The organism is Acinetobacter sp. 778_lipA (assembly GCF_058242985.1).
On record NZ_JBZAYT010000001.1, the window covers coordinates 1,508,034 to 1,524,899 of the forward strand.

Genomic DNA, 16,866 nt, shown 5'->3' on the forward strand with positions numbered 1-16,866 from the left:
GTGTTCATTTTGAAGATAAACTTAGACGATACCAAACCATGTAAATGCAGCAATTGCGACAAATACTGCAACTGTTTTAATGATGGTAATGGCAAAAATGTCTTTATAAGATTGTTTATGTGTAAGTCCAGTGACTGCAAGTAGGGTAATTACTGCACCGTTATGCGGTAAGGTGTCCATACCGCCAGATGCCATTGCAACAATACGATGCATCACTTCAGCAGGAATGCCCATTGCAGCAATAGCCGTATTGTATTGGTCAGCCATGGCACTGAGGGCAATACTCATACCGCCTGATGCTGAACCTGTAATCCCTGCCAAAACGGTTGTGGTGACTGCACCATTGACTAGTGGGTTGGTAAATGTATGACCTAAAGCATGGCTGATCACGGCAAAACCCGGTAAAGCAGCAATGATTGCACCAAAACCATACTCAGATGCAGTGTTCATCACAGCGAGTAGAGAACCACCTATACTTGCATTTACACCTTCTTTAAAGCTGGTTGAAACACGACGATAATCGAACATAATCGCAGTGATAATCCCAACGATTAAAGCCAAACCAACTGCCCAAATCGCTGACGTTTTTGCGACATCGACAGTGTAGTTTGCCAGTCCAAGCGCATTAAAATCAAAGCCATTTGGATACCATGTTTTAATTGCTGTAGATAAATATTTATTCATCACTGCAACTAAAATTAAGGGAACAAATGCCATAAATTGACGTAGACCAGAACCATTATCTTGTTGCTGAGATTGATTTTCGAATTGTTGAAGTTCGGCTTCTGTTAAAGTAATACCAGATGCAAACCCATCTCCATTGCGAGCAGCAACACGACGACGCCATTCCAGATAAGTTAATCCGACACCTAGAACAAAGATTGCACCGATAATCCCTAAAAATGGCGCTGCATAAATATTGGTTCCAAAAAAGGTAGTTGGAATAACGTTTTGAATCTGAGGCGTACCCGGTAAGGCATCCATGGTAAAGGAGAAAGCACCCAGTGCAATCGTGCCAGGAATCAGACGCTTAGGGATATTTGCTTGTCTAAATAATTGGTTTGCAAAGGGATAGACTGCAAAAACCACGACAAATAAACTGACGCCGCTATAGGTTAAAATTGCCCCTAGCAGAACAACGGTAAGCATTGCATTTTTAGAGCCAATTAATTTAACAATCGTTTTGGCAATGGATTCAGCAATACCAGACATTTCAACAACTTTACCAAAAATCGCACCCAGCAAAAACACCAAGAAATAATCTTTAATAAAGCCCACCATTTTTGGCATAAACACACCAGAATAAAATGGTAAAACGTTGGCAGGGTTAATCAGCAAGACGGCCAATAAGGCACAAATCGGTGCCATGAGAATTACAGAAAATCCTCTGTAGGCTGTGTACATCAACAAGCCAAGAGAAAGTAAAATTATACCCAGTTCCCACATATTTTTACTCCGTCCTTAAAGAATATATGTCAAAACCCACCTTGTTTTTGATTTCAAATCACGACAAGGCTATCTCAATCATAAAAATGCATTAGTGAGTGAAACCAATAAAAATGGATATCTAGAGAAATTAATATTGATCAATAAATTTAGCTTTTATAAATCGTCCAGACTTATAAATTGGAATATCCATTTCCAAATGATGGATAAAACTATAATCCAAATTATTCGAGGCATTGTTTGAAAATATTTATGAGTCAATATGGAAAACTAATGAATAGAAACAAGTTTCATGAGGTTTTTGCGCAATAGGTCATAGATAAGCAAAAGAAAAAAGCCAAATTGGAAGTGCAGATGAATGAGTGTGTGTTGAGCGTTTTAATTTTTATTTACAGCAGTGGCTTTATTGACAAGTATGTTGCTTGAAATACGTCTTATATCGATTTTGCCTTGATTTAAATGCATAGACATATTTTTACAGATCACACAAATTAAAAACTTTCATTAAGACCTCAATCTGAGCAAAAACGAGATCAGCTAGCATGGATTGATATCTTATTCTATAAGCAAATCGATAGCTCAAATGACTCATTTTAGGATCAAAACTCGCTTGGTTTAGCGTATTATAGAGCTATAAATCAGTTAGGTTGCCGTATGACACTCAAACAGTTAAAAGCTTTTTTAGTTCTTGCTCGGACATTGAATTATGCCAATGCTGCCAATGAACTTTGCCTAAGTCAATCTGCTTTAAGCTTAAGTATCAAAAGTTTAGAGGATGAGTTGGGTGGCAAGCTGTTTAAGCGCAATACCCGCCGTGTGGATCTTACTGCTGAGGGAAATTCGTTGATTCCATTTGCTAAAAAACTTTTGGCAAATTGGGAAGACATGGAAAGAGATGTTAAACAGCGTTTTAAATTACATCGTGGCACATTGAATATTGCCTCGATGCCTTTCGCGACACATGCTGTTTTACCTGCTGTACTGCATGAATTTAATAAGAATCATCCCAATATCAATTTTTCAATCCATGATATTCCCAATGAAAAAATTATTGAAAAAGTCCAAGAGGGCATTTTTGAAATTGGGATTTGTTTTGAACCGCAACACAATGATCAATTAATTTTTAAGCCATTTTTCAATGAAGATTTTTTAGCACTACTTCCCAAGGATCATCAGTTGGCGCAGCGTAAAAGTGTGACATGGCGTGAGCTTTATGCCTATCCTTTTATCACTTTACAGAAACCTTCGATCATTCGACACGTGGTGGAAGAGAAATGTTCACAAAATAATATGATCTTAGATTTAAAACTTGAGTGTCATCAAATTAGTTCATTGTCGCATTTTGTGGCTTTTGGTATGGGGGTCAGTGCGATCCCACGTCATTTTCAAAATTATATCGATAAAGAAAATAATGTCTTGGTCGAAATTGAAGAGGGCAATGTCAATCTTTCGGTTGGGATTATTTATAAAAAAGATTTTGAACTTTCTAATATTTCTTCGCAATTTATTGAAACGATATTGGCACATCAGTTTTAAGAGACTGTCACCTCATCATAAAGCCCACTGTTTCAGGATGAAATCAGATTAATGAGTTTTACTCATTAGACATTTGAAAGAATCAATTTCTAAAATAATTTGCTCGATGTTAATAATAATAATTCTAAAGGACATAGAGTTAAAACGATGAACAAAGTTGTCGCGAATGCACATGAAGCTTTGGCTGATGTGGTTGCAAACAACCAGACTTTTGCAGTGGGTGGTTTTGGATTATGTGGTATTCCAGAAGCATTGATTGATGCCTTAAAAGAAATTGGCGTAACGGGTCTAACCTGTATTTCTAACAATGCAGGTGTGGATGATTTTGGTCTAGGCAAGCTTTTACAAACCAAACAAATTAAAAAAATGATTTCATCCTATGTCGGTGAAAACAAAGAATTTGAACGTCAATATTTAAATGGTGAGCTTGAAGTTGAGTTGACACCGCAAGGCACCTTGGCTGAAAAGTTACGTGCAGGTGGTGCAGGTATTCCAGCGTTCTTTACCCAAACAGGTGTTGGGACATTGATTGCCGAAGGCAAAGAAGTTCGCGAATTTGATGGTAAAGATTACATACTCGAACAAGCATTGGTTGCAGATATTGCTTTGGTAAAAGCCTATAAGGCTGATAAAGCTGGTAACTTAATTTTTCGTAAGACTGCACGAAACTTTAACCCTGAGTGTGCAATGGCTGGCAAATTGACCATTGTCGAAGTTGAAGAAATTGTTGAAATTGGTGAGTTAGATCCAGATTCAATTCATTTACCGGGCATTTATGTAAGTCGTATTGTTTTAAATGCGCAGCCTGAAAAACGAATTGAACAATTGACATTGAAGACGGAGATTTAATCATGGCTTGGACGCGTAATGAAATGGCTGAACGTGCAGCGCAAGAGCTTGAAGATGGCTTTTATGTCAATCTAGGTATTGGCTTACCCACCTTGGTTGCCAACTATATTCCTGAGAATATTAATGTCTGGCTTCAATCTGAAAATGGCTTATTGGGAATTGATGAATTTCCAACACAAGCTACTGTCGATGCAGATTTAATTAATGCGGGTAAACAAACCGTAACTGCACGTAAGGGTGCTGCGTTTTTCTCTAGTGCTGAATCTTTTGCCATGATTCGTGGTGGTAAGGTCAATATTGCTATTTTAGGATCAATGGAAGTTTCCGAAAAAGGAGATTTAGCCAACTGGATGATCCCAGGGAAAAAAGTAAAAGGCATGGGCGGTGCAATGGATTTGGTTGCTGGGGTACAAAAAGTCGTGGTGTTGATGGAACACTGTGCTAAAGATGGTAGTCCTAAAATCGTCGCTGAATGTTCATTACCGCTTACGGGTAGACTGGTCGTAAACCGTATAATTACGGATCTAGGGGTGATGGATATCACTCCTCAAGGTGTAGAGTTGATTGAATTGGCCAAAGATGTAAGCCTAGAACAGATTCAGGCGGCAACTGGGGTAGAACTGATCACCTCAAATCTCGCTGTGGCTTGATTGTGACAAAGCAAGGCTAAAATTCTAATGTAAGCAGCCAAGTTTAAATGCTAAGTCGCTTTGGCGGCTTAGACATGTTATCAATGGATATGCTATTTTCAAAAATACCCGCTTCAAAAGTATGCGCATTTAAAATACAAGGTGAATTCGAATGGAAAAGATTGTCATCGTCGCAGCTAGTCGTACTGCAATGGGAAGTTTTCAAGGCAGTTTTGCAAGTTTATCTGCACCGGATTTGGGTGCAGTCGTCATTGAAAAAGTTGTTGAACAAGCCAATGTGCCTGTTGCTGATATTGATGAAGTAATTATGGGCTGTGTATTACCTGCGGGTTTAAAACAAGGTCCAGCACGTCAAGCGATGCGAAAAGCGGGTTTACCGGATCATGTTGGCGCAACCACAATCAATAAAGTCTGTGGTTCTGGGATGAAAGCTGCGATGCAAGCCAGCGATGCCATTAAAGCAGGAAGTGCCAAAATTATTGTGGTCGGTGGGATGGAATCTATGACCAATGCACCGTATTTATTACCTAAAGCACGTTCAGGTTATCGGATGGGGCATGGTCAAGTGATTGATCATATGTTCCTTGATGGTTTGGAAGACGCGGGTACAGGGCGTGCAATGGGAAGTTTTGCACAAGAAATGGCGGATAAAAAGGGCTATAGCCGTGAGCAAATGGATGAGTTTGCAATTCGCTCACTGACACGTGCAAAAAAAGCGATTGCAGAAGGTTATTTTAAAGACGAAATCACACCTGTTAAAGTGGCGCTACGTCAGGGGGAGATCACTGTAGATGTGGACGAAAATCCTGAAAATGCCAAGATTGATAAAATCCCAAGCTTAAAACCTGCATTTGCCAAAGACGGTACGATTACTGCTGCAAACTCTAGTTCAATCAGTGATGGTGCATCTGCACTACTGATCACGTCGGCGTCAGAAGCGAAAAAGCGTGGTTTGACTGTGTTGGCTGAAATCAAAGGCTATACAACCAATTCCCAGCATCCTGAAGAGTTTACCATTGCACCTGTGGGAGCAATTGAAAAATTACTGAAAAATGTAGGTTGGTCCGTAGACGATGTTGACCTGTGGGAAATTAACGAAGCTTTTGCCATGGTCACTATGGCTGCAATTGATGCATTTAAACTTGATCCTGAAAAAGTCAATATTAATGGCGGTGCTTGTGCACTCGGGCATCCACTGGGTTCATCAGGTTCACGAATCATTGTGACCTTGATCCATGCTTTAAAACGCTTAGGTAAAACCAAAGGGATCGCAACACTTTGTATTGGTGGTGGTGAAGCAACAGCACTTGCAGTTGAATTAAGCGCGTAATTTATTGTTTATCGTGATAAATAGTTAAATAGTTTGTGATTCAAAATTAAAAAAGCCGGTCGTTTCAATACTGCCGGCTTTTTGCTGTTCTTTGTCATGTGAGTTTATGTATAGTCAACTTGTCAAAAAATCAAACCCAAGAAATGAATATTTTTAATTAAATCAATTATATGGCGAGATAAATTGTTTGATTATAAAAAGTTTGCAATGCTCCACCTTACATTCAAAGTTTCAATACCTTTGTGTAGGCGATGCCTCACTTTTCGTAGTGGATGCCAAACCTTGCGCTGCAAACAAAGCAGTGCTTTGTTTTTGCTTATGTTGGGCGGGGGGACGTCCTGTACCCCCGTATTCCCACACACAAGGGGCGACATCCATGTCACCCCACGGTAGGACAACCATTTATGATTCAAAAGCACAAGGCTTTATCATTAAATCTTACCATTTATGACTATAAGTCACTTTCAATGTTGCACCTGACGCCAGCAGATGGCTGGTGTTATTACTGGTACGGAGAAGTTGGCTGTATAAAGGATAGTATTTACGGTTAAACATATTTTCTAAGCCAATCGTAACGGTATCTTTTTTGTTGAGGGCAAAACTACTGATTAAATCTGCAGTGGTATATGACTTCACATCATAACGTCCAAAACTGTTGAGACCGTTTAAGCGATAATCTTCTGAACCAAAATATGTCGCTTGTAAACGATTTGTCCATGTGTCTGTTGGGCTATAAGAAATGTATCCTGTTACTTTTAAAGGTGGAATACGGTAACCCGTCATGTCTTGTTCTGTATTGGTGTTCTGTGGGGTTTCACGGCCTTTCATCCATGTAACACTTCCTCCAGTTCCCCATACTTTTGCATCATCAAGATAATCAAGAGTCGCTTCTACACCAGTCACTTTTTCTTTGGTACGCGTCAGTATCAAGCCATTGTTAAAGGATTGAACACCACCCAGATCGGAAGTTGACTGGAACACCGCTAAGCTCGAACTAAAATTATTAAAATGACCGTTCCAACCGAGCTCGTAATTATCCACCTTAACCGGTTCAAGGAATGATGATGCTAAGTTAAATCCTGCTGTTGCATTACGGATCACCACCCCTACATCGGGCAATTGAAAACCTTGATTAAAAGATGCGTAAATCGAGTGCTGATCTGTTGGCTTAAAGGTGACATTGGCATTATATAACCATGCATCGGCCGTCACTTTACCCCCCTTAACAGTATAGGGATTTGGTTTGCCTAATTGTGATAATGGAACAAAGCTATCAATTTTTGCATAACTGTCTTCATAACGCGTACCCACTTCAGCAGACCATTGCTCATTGAAATTATGCTTTAATTGCGCAAAACCGCCGATACTTTGGGTGGTTAATTCAGGTAAATAGATTAGTTTTCCATTTTTAACAAATTCTAAGCCACCAGATTGGTCATAAATTGTAGGATCAAACGTATCTAGAGGCATTTCGCTTTTTTCACGGCTAAAATCGCCACCCCAAACAATCGACGTATCACCTAAAAATTCTAGTGGGGTGTTTACGGTTAGGCGACTGCCAAGAACATTATTGTTTTGATAAACCTGATCGACTTTTCCACCACGGGTACTGACTTTACGGGCATCAAATGGCGAGAAGCGAGTAAAAAAGTCTCGGTAATAGATTTGCGCGTCAACTTTGCTGCCAAATAAATCTTTATTGTTATAGGTTAAATTGTAGATTTGATTTTCATTTTTATTCTGGTCTTTTAATTTAAGCCCTTTGACTGCTTTCGCAGGTACGCTGCCTGCAGGAAGTTTTGCTACACTTGGGTCAGAGGCATAGTCAGAATCTTGTTCAGCGTTATAGTAATTTGCTGCAAATTGTAGATATTGGTTGTCGTCAATGTGATAGCCAAGTTTACCGCCTACGCTATATGCATCCGCATCAAATAAATCACCTTGACTTGGTTCTGGTGCAACACGATCGCCTCGGGCATCGTATGGACTACCAATACGTTGATAGCCAAAATCAAATGCATAGTCAAAGTTATTTAAGCTTCCAGAAAAATATTGATGAATATCTCCACTTAGAGCATCTGTACGAAAGTTGGTCAAAGCACTTTGTAGCCCAATCACAGTTTTTGCAGTCGGTTCACCGCCTGCAGCTTTGGTGGTGATTGAAATCGTTCCGCCAGCAGCACCACTTCCATAAATCGCATTACTGCCACGAATGACTTCTATCCCCGTAATACTTTGCGGGTCGATTGATGAAAGACCTCTTGATGTATCACGTGTCAAATTCATAGGTACGCCGTCAACCAAGATCAAGGCATTACGTCCGCGTAAAGTTTGCCCATAATCGGTAATTGTACGACTTGAGTCTGATAAACCAGGCACAACTTTGGCTAAAACTGTGGCAATATTTCCAGAAGACGCATTTTTTAGAAATTCAATTTGTTTTTCATCTAATTTGGTCACTTGTTTTGCAGAAGAGGAGAATTCATCTGAGCGTGATGCGCTGACAGTAATGGTTGGAAGCACCGCAGCTTTGTTTTCTGTATCTGTAGCCTCTGTGGGTGAAATAGCAAAAGAGGATTGTGATAAAAAGATGAACCCACCAATTGATATAAGTGGAATGATTTTTTTTACATCAGACTTCTTATTAAAAATTTTGTTGCTTTTCATCTTGTTTCCTTTTATCTCACCCTGAGATTGCTTTAAATTGACGAAAGTATAATTGAGAATGATTGTAATTCACAGTAACAAATAAACAATAAAACATTTATATTCAGCTTAAATTTTTATTGAGTGGAATAGCTGATACACCACTCAAGGTTTAGAGACCTATACAATTTCTTTATATGAATCAATATGAAGCTGATGTGCTCGACGGGTAATACTGCGATCATCACCGAGCACAAAAAGTTTTACAGACTGGTGTTTCCACAACGCAATATCTTCAGGCTGGCGCGGAATTGCGCAGAAATATTTACCCTGTTGTTGAGTTTTGCTATATATCTCTTGGATCTTTGCTTGAACTTGCGGATGGCGCGTTTCCCAAGGAACGCCCATAGACTGAGAAAGATCTGCCGAACCTTCAAGAATAATATCGATCCCATCAATAGCTAAAATTTCATCGATATTTGCTACACCAGCTAAACTTTCAATCATTGCGACGACAACTGTTTCTTGGTGTGCGTGTTGCACAAAATCCGTTAAGCTCTGCATGCCATAGCGATTTAACCGAGTTGAATTTAAGCCCCTTTGTCCTAGGGGCATGTAGTGGCAATAATTCACAGCTTCTTGGGCTTGTTGTGCATTTTCTATACGTGGTAATACAATTCCAGTTACGCCAGCATCGAGTAAAGGTAAGATCAAGTGATTGGCGGTTAAGGGGACTCGAACCAATACATCAAGCTGTATGGCTCTAGCAGCTAAAATCATGCTTTCAACTTGGGACGTACTAAATAAAGTATGTTCCAAGTCAATAATAATAAAGTCATAACCAGCCAGTCCCAATTGCTCCACATGAATTGGTGAGGCAATAGAACAGAATATGCCATAAAGCGACTCACCATTTTTCATGCGTTTTTTAAAGGAAATTGAAGTTTTATTCATATTCAATTTCCTTAATTAAACTCAACGGGTTTGGGGTGGTTTGTACTCTTAATCGGATTTCTGGTAGGAAGCGACGACTTGCAAGTTGTTCAATATCGATGGTGTCATCTGTAAAGTTAAACAATTCATATCTTTGTGCAAATTCTGGATGCTTTTCTTTATGTTGATTGATGATTGATCTTAACATTGTCCAAAATTTGATTTCATCAAACTCATAATGTGTGTTTAGAAATATGGCCAATTCCGCTAGATTGACAAACCAAAGTGCGTCTTGGGTGAAATCTCTTAACTCATTTGCTGCGTGCGTTTCTAAAAAAGAATTTGGGTTAATTTTGGCATGTTCTTTAGGCGCGTCTTGTAAATCGGGTAATAGCTCTGGATTTCTTAGCAAATGACGACTAAAGCGAATACCATCATGGAAATCTTTTAAAGCCGCTTTAACAGGTAGACCATCTTTGTGAATTAACACCATGTTTTGTGCATGTGATTCCAATGCTAAGCCGTGACACCATAAAATATGCATAATTGGCAGATAGGCATTTTTTAATAACTTCTCTAACCAAAACTCGATCCCGTATTGTTTGATCCAGTGGTCTATCAGCGGTTTTTGGTCAGTATCAAGTTGCATTAGACCTGTAACTGGTGTTGCTGATTCGCCTTCATTGAGATAATGATAAATACTTTCACGCCAAATACAGGCCAGTGCGCCATATTGAACAGCTAAGGCGATCGGCTGATTGATAGAAAGTCCAGCAATTTCTCTTAAAATAACGGGTTTACGTTGTTTTTCTAAAATATGGTCTTGCTCAACGATTTTATACAGCCAGTCACTCATTTTTGCAGCATTTTGCACAGTATGTGGTGCTAAAACACGAGAGGTCGACGTGTTAACTAAATTCATCGCTAATTTTAGTGATAACGCTGAAATATCCGTGATGTTTGATAATGTTCGGATTGATTGTTGCGGTAAATAAGTAGGTCCAGCGATTTTCAATGGAATGATCAGTTGATTGCTGATTGCATCTTGATAATACAATTCAATAATTTTATCCCATTGCCAAGGATGAATGGGGCTAAGAATATAATCATTGAAATCAACTTGATACGCTGTCAATTCCTCACGGATTGCGTGAAGGTCTTTGTCTGAAAAATGCTGTTTATACAGTTGATTTAAGTTGATCGTTTCACTCAAAACCAATTTGCATAAGCTTTTATGAGTAGCAGTCCATTGAACAGAGAATCCTTGGGATAATTCAGGTGAGTATTTTTGATTTTCCTTAAGATCAAAGCCTATTCTAGATTTAAAACTTGGATGATAGAGATGTGCATTGTTTATACGGGCTTCTTGCTCAATATATGACAGTGTTCTTAATGGTTGGTTGGGTGATAGACCCAGTGTTTGTGCATGTTTGACATAGCTAAGATTGAGCTCATCATTAAAGCTTTGCCATTTGATTGGATCAGCATCAATAATATGTTTTAAATCAGCTAATAATGCTTTTAAATTTGGACTGCTTGATGACTTTTGAACAGCATCATAACGGACTAAACTCGATGGATTTAATTTAATTCGGTTAAAACTAAAATGTTGTTTAGCGTCGCAGCTATAAAAAAGATCATCTGAAATAAAGAATTTAATTTGCCCATTTGATTTTTCGTAGTTAAAGGCATTTTCAAAGATTAAGGCTTCTAATAATTGCCCGATGACACGTCTTTCCGCTTGGACTTTATAATCAATTTGTTGCGTAGCTTGAAGAGGGGTCAGTGCTTGAGCGCCTCTGTATTTATAAATCGGATTTTCAATATCAATCCAAATCGGGTTACCGCCACTGTGATATAAGGTGTTCATCATATTTGCCTTAATAGGTAAAGTGAGAGAGTTAAGCAAAAGGTTGCAGTAGTGCTGTGCTTTATCTGAGAAGTTTTCATCGATCAGGGTTTTTCTGGTGGTTTGCCAAAGTTCACTTTCTTCAATAATGCTTACTCTTGATATCGCACTAATTAGATGCGCAATATGATTGATGACTAAATAATATTGCAGAAAAATCCATGCATCCTTTTGAGAAAACCAAACAGTGCTATCTTCAGAGACTGAGGAATGATCATTGAGCATCTCAGAAACCACACTAATCCCTTCCATATCACGAATAATCAGTCGAGCAGGGAAGCCTTGTTTAAATTCCATTAAACTATTTTGCATATGGGCTTCAACACTAATCCCTTTATTTGCAAACAATTCAATCAGTGGAACCAAGGAAACTTGAATATATTGTTTCCACCAATCAGCAAGAAAGGCTTTTGAGTGACTATTTGGAAGTCCTTGGGCTTGTGCGGCCTGATCAATAAACGCCATTAAGGGGATCTGATGATGCTCATTTTCTTCGACCAAACCACCTAGCATTCGAGTATTTTCAAGCGTTTCCGTAGCTAATCCTGCGCGATATATAATGCCAAAAGAACTTTCTAACTCAGGGATTTTGACAGTTTTGGCTGTAAGCTCTGGAAGAATGAGCATATTTTTATAGTGTTGGTTGATCTGATGCTTAAGAATGATTTTACTGGCATCAATCGCTCTTTCCATTTCATCCATAGGGTTGTTACGAATAAAACTAGTAATACGCACATCAATGGAGAGTTTTAAAAAAATATTAGATTGCGATAACCAAACGGTTCGTACTGAAGATGTAGGCCAAACGGTTTGTCCTAAAGCACCTAAATATCGAACCTCATGATTTTCTAAATAGCGTTTTAAGGAAGGGTGTAGGAGTAAAAAGTTTGCCTGCCACGGATGTGTAGGCAAAAGTTCATAATTTTTGAAGTCATCTTTGAGGCGGTGTTGTGCATGCTTCAAAACGTCTTCTTCAATCAGTTGATCAATATTATTATCGCTGACAAGTTTTTGGATTAAGGATGAATGCACTGCGAAGTAGTGTAACTGAAACGTCGCACCTAGCTCTGGGCTATACTTTTTCATATCCTCTTTAGAAAAGCCTAGATTGGCTTTTGAGGTCACATGAAATGGATGTCCATATAACATGCCTTGTTCAGCAGATTGAAAACTAGAGGCCAGTTTAGGCTTTATTTGATCTACGCTGTTTTCTAAAAAGAATTTGGTATTTTCGATACTGTTTGCGATTTCCGTATAGAGATTCTGATTTTGCTTTTTATCTTTAAATTGGCTATTTAACTTTAACTCATCGGTTATCATTTTAACCAACACTTTAGGATCAGTGAGACTTTTGACAGTCTTATCCTCAGTATTGAATACACAAAAAGAGCGCTGGTAACGATGATAACCTGTGCTTGAGAAATGCTGTATCGCACCATAGATGATTGAGTTAGATGCAGTAAATGGGTATGAAAAACAGGGTGAATTATTTGCGTCATGTATTGCTAAAGGTGAATCCTGTTCTGAGAGAATATGCTGTTCGAGTTGAACTTGAAGTTCACGAAAAAAAGTATTCAAGTATTGTTCAAAAAGCTTGTAAGACCATGCATCGGTGGTAATGATCGGGTTCATTCTTGTACCTCTTCTAAAATTGTATTGGTTAAAAATTTGTTTAAAGTCACGATTAATCCAGCACCAATAAAAAATAATGCAGTGCAAATTAACGCGGCAGTGATATTGAAAAATGAGTATGTGAGGGTGACCGCAATCGGTCCAAACAGTTGACCAAGAACAAAGGCACTATTTGAAATACCAATCACTTTTCCTTGATTTCTTGCATCAGTTTTTAAAGAAATCGTATGAAAAATAGAGGGAATAAGTGCAGCGAAACAGAAACCTTGTATGAGTCTTAAGAGCAGTACTAACCAAATATTAGTGGTCCATGTCAAAGCCAGAACCGTGATTCCACAGATCAGTGTTGCACTGACAAAATTATGAAATGAATCGCCTCTCGCATCGTTGCGTTTCCCCCAATAGGTTGCAGCAAAAAATGCAGCACCCCATGAAAGTGCGTGGATTGTTCCTGTTAAACTCGCAATAGATAAGGGTATAGCTATATTTCGACTGATTTCACTGATATATAAGATAAAACAGGACACTAAACCGAACCCGCCAGCTTGGACAAAGGTTCCCGCACTGAGCCACGAAAAAATTGTTCGATCAAAAGATTGTAGTGTTGATGGTTTTTTATCGGGTCCCGTGACAGATGTCTGCACAGTTTGGCTCAATAAAATAGCAGCAACTAAGATTAAAACGATGACAATATATGCTGTGGCACTGAGTAAGGTTTCAACTTTCCAATGATCCATAAATATGCCACCGAGTACCGGACCACATAGACAGGCCAATGCGACACTGCTTTGGAGCTGTCCAAAGGCAAGACCTCTTTGTCGCTCGCTAGACAAATAAGAGGTATAGGCATAAAGAATCACGGATAGACCGCAAAATCCTAATAAAATACGGGCAAAAATAAACACAAATAGATGCTGTGCTCCCGCCATTAACAGTATAGAAATGCAGAAACCAGCCAAGGAAAGTAACAGTGCTTTTTTATGCCCAAATGTATCTGATAGATGACCAATAAGGGGGGCTGTAAATAGACTCCCTAGAGCTGGTGCTGACAGCGCTATACCTGCCCAAATGGCGGGTGCTGCCATTTGCGCCGTCAATTTTTCCATATATAGCGGCATGATCGGTATTAAGACCATCAAGCCAAAAGTCGAAAAAAATTGACACAGTAAAATAATCAAATGATCTAGGCGAGAGGAACGCATGATTTAGATATCCATGGTCTCATAGCAAGATTGGAATAAAGCATGGTAGGGATTTGACGTCATACCAATTTTACTTGGCATCCCTGTTGAATCACCTTGTTGGGCTAATAAAGGGGTGAGTAATTGTTTGAATGGCCAGTGGCTACTTTCAAAAACATATTTTTGAATACAGTTTTTCGATTGTTCAGAAAGCGCGACAGTTTCTATAAAGTTGACAATAATTTCTTGGATCATTTCCCAGAAATCAATTTCAGTATGATCGGTATATTTCAATGTTGCTAATGCGATAGGGTATAGGTTGATTTGTATCCCGAGGGTTATAAAATAATTAAATAAATCCTCATTTTTATTAAAAATAAGATTGTTTGGCGTACTGGTATCAATTTTATAGACTGGCGGAACAAAACCACTGTCCTGAATCGCAGGGGTGCATATTCTTAAGGTGTCATGGTCACGCAGAATAAAGCATTTAAATTGATTGTCTTGGTAACATACAAGGGTGTTTTGACCATGACACTCAGGCATAACACCAAAAGACCACAGTGTGAGAAAAGTATGAATAAAATGGGTACTCAAATCTTTAAGTAAGTTCCATTTGTCACCTGTTATACCTAAAGCTTCCCATGGATCAATATAAGGGCAACTTAAAGCAGACATGCTAATGGGTGCTATATTTTTTTCTTGGCAAAAATGAGGTAAATGCCTCACTTGACAGCCGATAACACCTAAATTTTGTACCAGCGGTTCTTGTTTTCCTAAGACCCACCAATGGGTTTCATTGCTTAAAAAGAGCTGATGTTTTAATGATGGTGTTTTGTCGATGACATCATTGAGAAAATCATATGCCGCATGACCGTTGGCTAAATATCGAGCAGGCATAGAGCGAATAGCACCCAAAGTTTTGGCATTGGTCGAGAGCTTTAAGTGCTGATTTGAATTTAAGTGATTGATTAAAGTTCGTAGCGAGGATGTTGGGCAACCAATTGCAGTGGCGAGGCCGAGGTCAATCCCTAGATATTTGTTTTCTTGAAATGTTAAATAGTCATGCTGTGTTTTAAGTACAGGTATTGCAAGGTATTCATTTGAGAGAGCCTGCATTTTTTCAATAATAAGATTTTTTTCCTCAGCAGGGAGAGCCAGTTCATCATGTGGAATGGATTCCATATTATTTCTGACATCTGTTTTTTTAAATGCCCACCAATACACTTCAATTTCTTTTTGAGTAATGAGTGGACTGAGATCACCTTTCGCATGTGCAAATGGATGAAATGCACGGTCAGCGACAAGCGAAAGTTGTTCACTCATTATGAGTGGCGAAGAAAAAGAAAGGGCGGATTGTAAGATTTGAGGAATTTTTTCAGCAGTCACCAAATTATCATGCCAATACGTAATGGCCTTTTGGTGGTTGATTGATGGCCACCATGAGGATTGAGTTAAATAATTGAAAACGTCAGCAATCGCGATCTCAGTGGTCTGTTGACTCAACGTGTTATGAAGTAAAACTTCTGCTTTTGTGATATAGAAAGGATTTACACTATTTACTTTTAAGCAGTTGAAATGTAGTTCCAACTCACTACTCAGATGTATTACAAGATAAGGCTTTTTATAGACAATATGGTTTCTGAACTCACCATAATTTTCCATATAGAGCGCATCTATAGTTTTCTGAAGTTGTGTTGTGTAAATCCGATCTAACATGTGCATTGTTCCTATAATTATAAAAGTGGCAAAACTGTGCCAATATTTTGTTTTTGTGCAGCATTGAAAAACCATTTCGCACAAACAATATCGTCGATCGCCATACCCATTGGATTGAGTAAAATGATTTCATCATCATTTTCACGGCCATTTTTATGCCCAATAATGATGTCACCTAGTTCAGCATGTAGTTTTTCACGGCTAAATAAACCTTCTTCAACCAGTACATTGATGACTTTCTTTTCTCTATTGGATTGATCCCAGTCATCCACAATCACTTTGTCAACTTTGAGGAAAACTTCTGGTTCAATATCCATGATTGATATATTTGAAACGAAGCAACCTTTTTTAAGCCATTCAAACGGGATATAGGGTTTGTCAGATACTGTGCAAGTGATTAATACATCTGCCTGTTGGATCGCCGACTTGGCAGTTTCATGAATTTCGATTTGAAGATTTGGATATTCGGCAATAAATAAAGCTTTAAGTTTTTCTGCAGCTTCTGGGTTTAGATCAAATAAATGTATTTTTTTAACTTGTGGGTATTGTTCTAAGACCGTTTTGATTTGCATTTGGGCAATCGGACCACAACCAATCACACTGATATCTGAGAAGTCTTTTTTGGCGAGATATTGAATTGATACACCAGTAATTGCCGCTGTTCTCATCGCACTAATTAAACTGCCTTCCATGATTGCCACGGGGTAATTTGTTTCAGCGTCATTTAAAACAATTAAGGCACTGGCACGAGGAATATTAAATTTCTTAGGATTGTGTTGGCGAGAGCCAATCCATTTGATCCCTGCAATAGGATCATTTCCAGCCAAATAACATGGCATGGCAATAATTCGGTCGGCAATATGGTCCGCACCTTGCCAACGTAAATAGGGTTTTAAGGGTTGTACAAACTGTTTATTTGCGTGAAGTGTGAGGCCTTCAGTAATTGCTTCGATAAACGAATTACTGTGATTTGCACCAAGATGAAGTAAATCTGATTGACTAAGGTAACGAAGGCTAGCCAAATTACTCATAAAT

At 38.7% G+C, this 16,866-nt stretch carries 11 protein-coding genes; 4 read left to right on the top strand and 7 right to left on the bottom strand.

The genetic code is table 11. From position 1 onward, the window contains the following. Positions 1–21 precede the first annotated feature (21 nt). Positions 22–1,446, bottom strand: coding sequence for a GntP family permease (locus AC4CUY_RS07070; RefSeq protein ID WP_004721436.1), 1,425 nt, complete (start codon positions 1,444–1,446; stop codon positions 22–24). Positions 1,447–2,100: 654 nt separating this feature from the next. Between AC4CUY_RS07070 and AC4CUY_RS07075 the strand changes: the two genes are divergently transcribed. The 4 genes from AC4CUY_RS07075 to AC4CUY_RS07090 all read left to right on the top strand — a co-directional run bounded on the left by AC4CUY_RS07075 (position 2,101) and on the right by AC4CUY_RS07090 (position 5,811). After that, a complete protein-coding gene (locus tag AC4CUY_RS07075; RefSeq protein ID WP_004820562.1) occupies positions 2,101–2,982 on the top strand; it encodes a LysR family transcriptional regulator in 882 nt (293 codons plus the stop codon). Positions 2,983–3,129: 147 nt separating this feature from the next. After that, on the top strand, positions 3,130–3,831 hold the full coding sequence (locus AC4CUY_RS07080) for a CoA transferase subunit A (protein WP_004721433.1): 702 nt from the start codon (positions 3,130–3,132) through the stop codon (positions 3,829–3,831). Positions 3,832–3,833: 2 nt separating this feature from the next. Next, complete coding sequence (locus AC4CUY_RS07085; RefSeq protein ID WP_239045931.1) at positions 3,834–4,481, top strand: 3-oxoacid CoA-transferase subunit B; 648 nt, start codon at positions 3,834–3,836, stop codon at positions 4,479–4,481. A 151-nt stretch (positions 4,482–4,632) separates the two neighbouring features. Beyond that, positions 4,633–5,811: a thiolase family protein gene (locus tag AC4CUY_RS07090; protein ID WP_419329241.1), complete on the top strand. Its 1,179-nt coding sequence runs from the start codon at positions 4,633–4,635 to the stop codon at positions 5,809–5,811. 438 nt (positions 5,812–6,249) lie between these two features. On the opposite strand, the gene AC4CUY_RS07095 is transcribed toward AC4CUY_RS07090, so the two are convergent. From AC4CUY_RS07095 to sbnB, 6 genes are all read right to left on the bottom strand, one after another. Further along, complete coding sequence (locus tag AC4CUY_RS07095; RefSeq protein ID WP_490773874.1) at positions 6,250–8,478, bottom strand: TonB-dependent receptor; 2,229 nt, start codon at positions 8,476–8,478, stop codon at positions 6,250–6,252. A gap of 159 nt (positions 8,479–8,637) precedes the next feature. Continuing rightward, positions 8,638–9,411 (bottom strand): HpcH/HpaI aldolase family protein, encoded by a 774-nt coding sequence (locus tag AC4CUY_RS07100; protein ID WP_419329245.1) that lies wholly within the window; start codon positions 9,409–9,411, stop codon positions 8,638–8,640. Next, a complete protein-coding gene (locus AC4CUY_RS07105) occupies positions 9,404–12,931 on the bottom strand; it encodes an IucA/IucC family protein (protein WP_490773875.1) in 3,528 nt (1,175 codons plus the stop codon). Before AC4CUY_RS07105 ends, AC4CUY_RS07100 begins: the two co-directional genes overlap by 8 nt. Then, positions 12,928–14,133 (bottom strand): MFS transporter, encoded by a 1,206-nt coding sequence (locus AC4CUY_RS07110; RefSeq protein ID WP_336954734.1) that lies wholly within the window; start codon positions 14,131–14,133, stop codon positions 12,928–12,930. The genes AC4CUY_RS07105 and AC4CUY_RS07110 overlap by 4 nt, the downstream gene beginning before the upstream one ends. Before the next feature lie 3 nt (positions 14,134–14,136). Further along, a complete protein-coding gene (locus AC4CUY_RS07115; protein WP_490773876.1) occupies positions 14,137–15,831 on the bottom strand; it encodes an IucA/IucC family protein in 1,695 nt (564 codons plus the stop codon). A 17-nt stretch (positions 15,832–15,848) separates the two neighbouring features. Continuing rightward, positions 15,849–16,862: a 2,3-diaminopropionate biosynthesis protein SbnB gene (gene sbnB / locus AC4CUY_RS07120; protein ID WP_209826392.1), complete on the bottom strand. Its 1,014-nt coding sequence runs from the start codon at positions 16,860–16,862 to the stop codon at positions 15,849–15,851. Positions 16,863–16,866: the final 4 nt, after the last annotated feature.

Bases quoted from the DNA above. Each gene is read 5' to 3' on its own strand.
- AC4CUY_RS07085 (WP_239045931.1), top strand. From the start codon at position 3,834: ATGGCTTGGACGCGTAATGAAATGGCTGAACGTGCAGCGCAAGAGCTT.
- sbnB (WP_209826392.1), bottom strand. From the start codon at position 16,862: ATGAGTAATTTGGCTAGCCTTCGTTACCTTAGTCAATCAGATTTACTT.
- AC4CUY_RS07070 (WP_004721436.1), bottom strand. From the start codon at position 1,446: ATGTGGGAACTGGGTATAATTTTACTTTCTCTTGGCTTGTTGATGTAC.
- AC4CUY_RS07095 (WP_490773874.1), bottom strand. From the start codon at position 8,478: ATGAAAAGCAACAAAATTTTTAATAAGAAGTCTGATGTAAAAAAAATC.
- AC4CUY_RS07115 (WP_490773876.1), bottom strand. From the start codon at position 15,831: ATGTTAGATCGGATTTACACAACACAACTTCAGAAAACTATAGATGCG.
- AC4CUY_RS07110 (WP_336954734.1), bottom strand. From the start codon at position 14,133: ATGCGTTCCTCTCGCCTAGATCATTTGATTATTTTACTGTGTCAATTT.
- AC4CUY_RS07075 (WP_004820562.1), top strand. From the start codon at position 2,101: ATGACACTCAAACAGTTAAAAGCTTTTTTAGTTCTTGCTCGGACATTG.
- AC4CUY_RS07105 (WP_490773875.1), bottom strand. From the start codon at position 12,931: ATGAACCCGATCATTACCACCGATGCATGGTCTTACAAGCTTTTTGAA.
- AC4CUY_RS07080 (WP_004721433.1), top strand. From the start codon at position 3,130: ATGAACAAAGTTGTCGCGAATGCACATGAAGCTTTGGCTGATGTGGTT.
- AC4CUY_RS07090 (WP_419329241.1), top strand. From the start codon at position 4,633: ATGGAAAAGATTGTCATCGTCGCAGCTAGTCGTACTGCAATGGGAAGT.
- AC4CUY_RS07100 (WP_419329245.1), bottom strand. From the start codon at position 9,411: ATGAATAAAACTTCAATTTCCTTTAAAAAACGCATGAAAAATGGTGAG.